Raw genomic sequence first — 3,091 nt, 5'->3', positions numbered from 1 at the left:
ACCAGGGCACAGAGCACCGCCGACAGCCGGAACGACCGCACGGATCCGGAGAACACGTCCTGGCTGATCACGCCGGCGAGCGACACGACGAGGCCGGCCGATGTCGCCAGGAACGCTGCGAACGCTCCGGCGACGATCAGCGCGGTCAACAGTTCACCGAACGCCCCGGGGAAGACGCGTGAGGGGAGCAGCAGCACCGCCGTGTCCGCGACACCGGGCACCGCCAGGTCCGGAGCGGCGATGCGCGCAAGCAGCCCCATCGTGCTCGACACCGCGTAGAAGGCGCTCACCATGCCGATCACGATCACGGTCGTGCGCCGTGCGGACACCCCGGTCGGACTCGTGTAGAAGCGCACCAGCACGTGCGGTAGACCCATCGTGCCCAGCAGCAGCGCGAGCAGGAGCGAGGCGGTCTCGTAGGCGTCGAACCCCGAGGGCCCGGCCTCGACGGGGAACACCAGCGCCGGATCGAAGTCGTGCGGCCCGCCGCTGAGCGCGAACGCGATGAAGACCACGGGAACGAGGAGCGCGGTGAGCTTGAGCCAGTACTGGAAAGCCTGCACGTAGGTGATGGCGCGCATGCCCCCGGCCGCGACCGCTGCGGCGACGAGCACCGCGACGGTGACGGCGCCCACCCACTCCGGCAGCCCGGCGACCACCAGCAGGGTCAGCCCCGCTCCGTGCAGCTGCGGCACGATGTAGAGCCAGCCGATGACCAGCACCGCGACGCTCGTGACCCGGCGCGCCGACGGCGACTCCAACCGCGCCTCGATGAAGTCCGGGATCGTGTAAGCCCCGCTGCGCCGAAGGGGTGCCGCGACGAATGCCAGGACCAGGAGATAGCCGGCCGCGTAGCCGATGGGGAACCAGAAGCCACGGGCGCCGTCGAGCAGCACGAGGCCGGACAGCCCGAGGAACGTGCCGGCCGAGAGGTACTCGCCGCTGATCGCCGAGGCGTTCCATACCGGCCGCACGGTGCGGGACGCGACGAAGAAGTCGCCGGTCGTGCGCGAGATGCGCAGACCGTAGATGCCGATCAGCAGCGTCGCGACGATCACGAGCGCGACGCCGATGAGGTCGAGCACCGCATTCATTCGCGATCCCGGAGGGCACGATATCGACGTTCGTTGCGCGCTGCGGTGCGCACGTAGAGCACCGCGAACACCACGATGATCGGATAGAACGCGTACGCCTGCAGCAGCCATGACAACGGCAGGCCCCAGACCATGACCTGCCCGATCTCCGGGATGAGCGCGATCGCCAGAGTCAGCGCGATGACGACGATCACGAACCCGGCGACCGTTCCGAGTGCGAGTCGCAGCTGACTGCGCATGAGAGCCCTGGCGTAGACGGCATCCGCCTCGTCGACGGGTGCGCCCGGCAGCGCGATTCCCCGGGTGAAGGCCGCCGGCCGACGATCAGGCAGATCAGCGGTCACCCGCCCCCGCACGCGCTTCGGCTTCTCCGTCATCCCCCGACCTCCCCGCGCAACAGGGCATCGCGCACCGCTGGCACCAGGCGTCTGCTCACCGGCAGCGAGACGGCGCCGATCGAGACCGAGGGTTCAGCGCCGGAGAGCCGGGCCTCGGACACGACGGCGATGCGCACGAGCGAGGAGCGATGGATGCGCAGGAACCCGGCGTCCGCCCACCGCGTCTCGAGTTCCGAGATGGGCGTGCGCACCAGGTGCCCCGCACCGTCGCCGGTGTGCAACCGGGAATAGTCCCCCTGGGCCTGCACCCAGCGCACCTCGCTGCGACGCACGAACCGCACCACGGATCCGATCGTGGCCGGCAGCATCTCGTCGTCACCGGGCGTCGGAGCCTCCGCGACCTCGACCACCCGTCCGACCGCCTGGCGGAGCCGCTCGATGCGCACGGGCTTGAGGAGGTAGTCGGCGGCACGCAGCTCGAACGCCTCCACCGCCCTGGCATCATCGGCGGTCACGAACACGACGGCGGGCGGTTCCGCGAGGGCGAGCAGCGCACGCGCGAGCTCCATCCCGCCGAGCCCCGGCATGTGGATGTCGAGGAATGCGATCCGTACGGCCCGCTCCGACAGCAGCCGCAGGGCTTCCGCACCCGATGATGCGGTGACGATCGCGCCGATGCGCGCGTCCGTGCGCAGCAGATGGACCAGCTCATCCAGGGCGGGTCTCTCGTCGTCCGCGACGAGCACATCGATCGGCTGCACGCTTCTGGTCATGCTCGGCCGTCGCTGTCCGGGTCGTGCTGCGGCTGGGACTTCGGGACCCGCATGCGCACCAGGGTACCGGCGCCCGTGTTCGTCTCGACCACCAGAGCGCCGTCCGCCCCGTAGAGCTGGCGGAGCCGGGTGTCGACGTTGCGGAGTCCCACGTGGACCCCGTCGTCGCCGGCGGTGAGCGTCGCATGAAGAGCCTCGGGGTCCATGCCCACCCCGTCGTCCTCGACCGTGATCTCGGTGTGGGTGCCGTCGTCGCGTGAGGCGATGCGGATCTCCCCTCCCCCTTCGCCGGGCTCGAGCCCGTGACGGACGGCGTTCTCGACCAGCGGCTGCACCGAGAGGAACGGGATGACGGTGGCCAGCGTCTCCGGTGCGATCTGCAGCGTCACGCGCAGACGGTCCCCGAACCGCGCTCGTTCGAGCTCGAGATACGAGTGGATGCTGCCGAGCTCGTCGGCCACCGTCGTGAACTCCCCCTGGCGCCGGAAGGAGTAGCGGGTGAAGTCGGCGAACTCCAGCACCAGCTCGCGCGCGCGTGCGGGGTCGGTGAGCACGAAGGAGGCGATCGCCGTGAGGGCGTTGTAGATGAAATGCGGCGAGATCTGCGCACGCAGCGAGCGCAGCTCCGCCTCGGCCAGCTGCGTCCTGGACGCGTCGAGTCCGCCGAGCTCGACCTGCGCGGCACACCAGTCGGCCACCTCCTCCGAGGCACGCACCAGCGCGGCACGGACGGGCGCCGCGAAGGCGACCACGACGCCGATCACGCGTCCATCGACCAGGATGGGCGCCCCGACGGCCTCGAGGTCGTCGTCGGCACCGGGCGCGGGGAAGACCTGCCTGCGGCCCGACTCCCCGACCCTGGCGGCGATGCGGCGGGCAGCGGATT

At 70.6% G+C, this 3,091-nt stretch carries 4 protein-coding genes; all 4 read right to left on the bottom strand.

Annotated features, from left to right (window positions below; all coding sequences use genetic code 11):
* A partial coding sequence (locus DSP71_RS01380) for a cation acetate symporter (protein ID WP_147251156.1) occupies nucleotides 1–1,094 on the bottom strand: 1,094 nt, incomplete at its 3' end.
* Entirely contained in the window at nucleotides 1,091–1,471 is a 381-nt protein-coding gene (locus tag DSP71_RS01375; protein ID WP_113680176.1) for a heavy metal transporter, read from the bottom strand. The genes DSP71_RS01380 and DSP71_RS01375, both read right to left, overlap by 4 nt.
* The gene (locus DSP71_RS01370; RefSeq protein ID WP_113680175.1) at nucleotides 1,468–2,205 is read right to left on the bottom strand and encodes a LytTR family DNA-binding domain-containing protein; all 738 of its coding nucleotides are present in this window, start codon (nucleotides 2,203–2,205) and stop codon (nucleotides 1,468–1,470) included. Before DSP71_RS01370 ends, DSP71_RS01375 begins: the two co-directional genes overlap by 4 nt.
* Nucleotides 2,202–3,091: sensor histidine kinase (locus tag DSP71_RS01365; RefSeq protein WP_113680174.1), on the bottom strand; the 890-nt coding region annotated here is incomplete at its 5' end. The genes DSP71_RS01365 and DSP71_RS01370, both read right to left, overlap by 4 nt.

The sequence above is a fragment of the Microbacterium sp. H6 genome (assembly GCF_003314775.1).
Taxonomy (GTDB): Bacteria; Actinomycetota; Actinomycetes; order Actinomycetales; family Microbacteriaceae; genus Microbacterium; species Microbacterium oxydans.
This window is presented reverse-complemented; position numbering and strand designations above follow the sequence as displayed.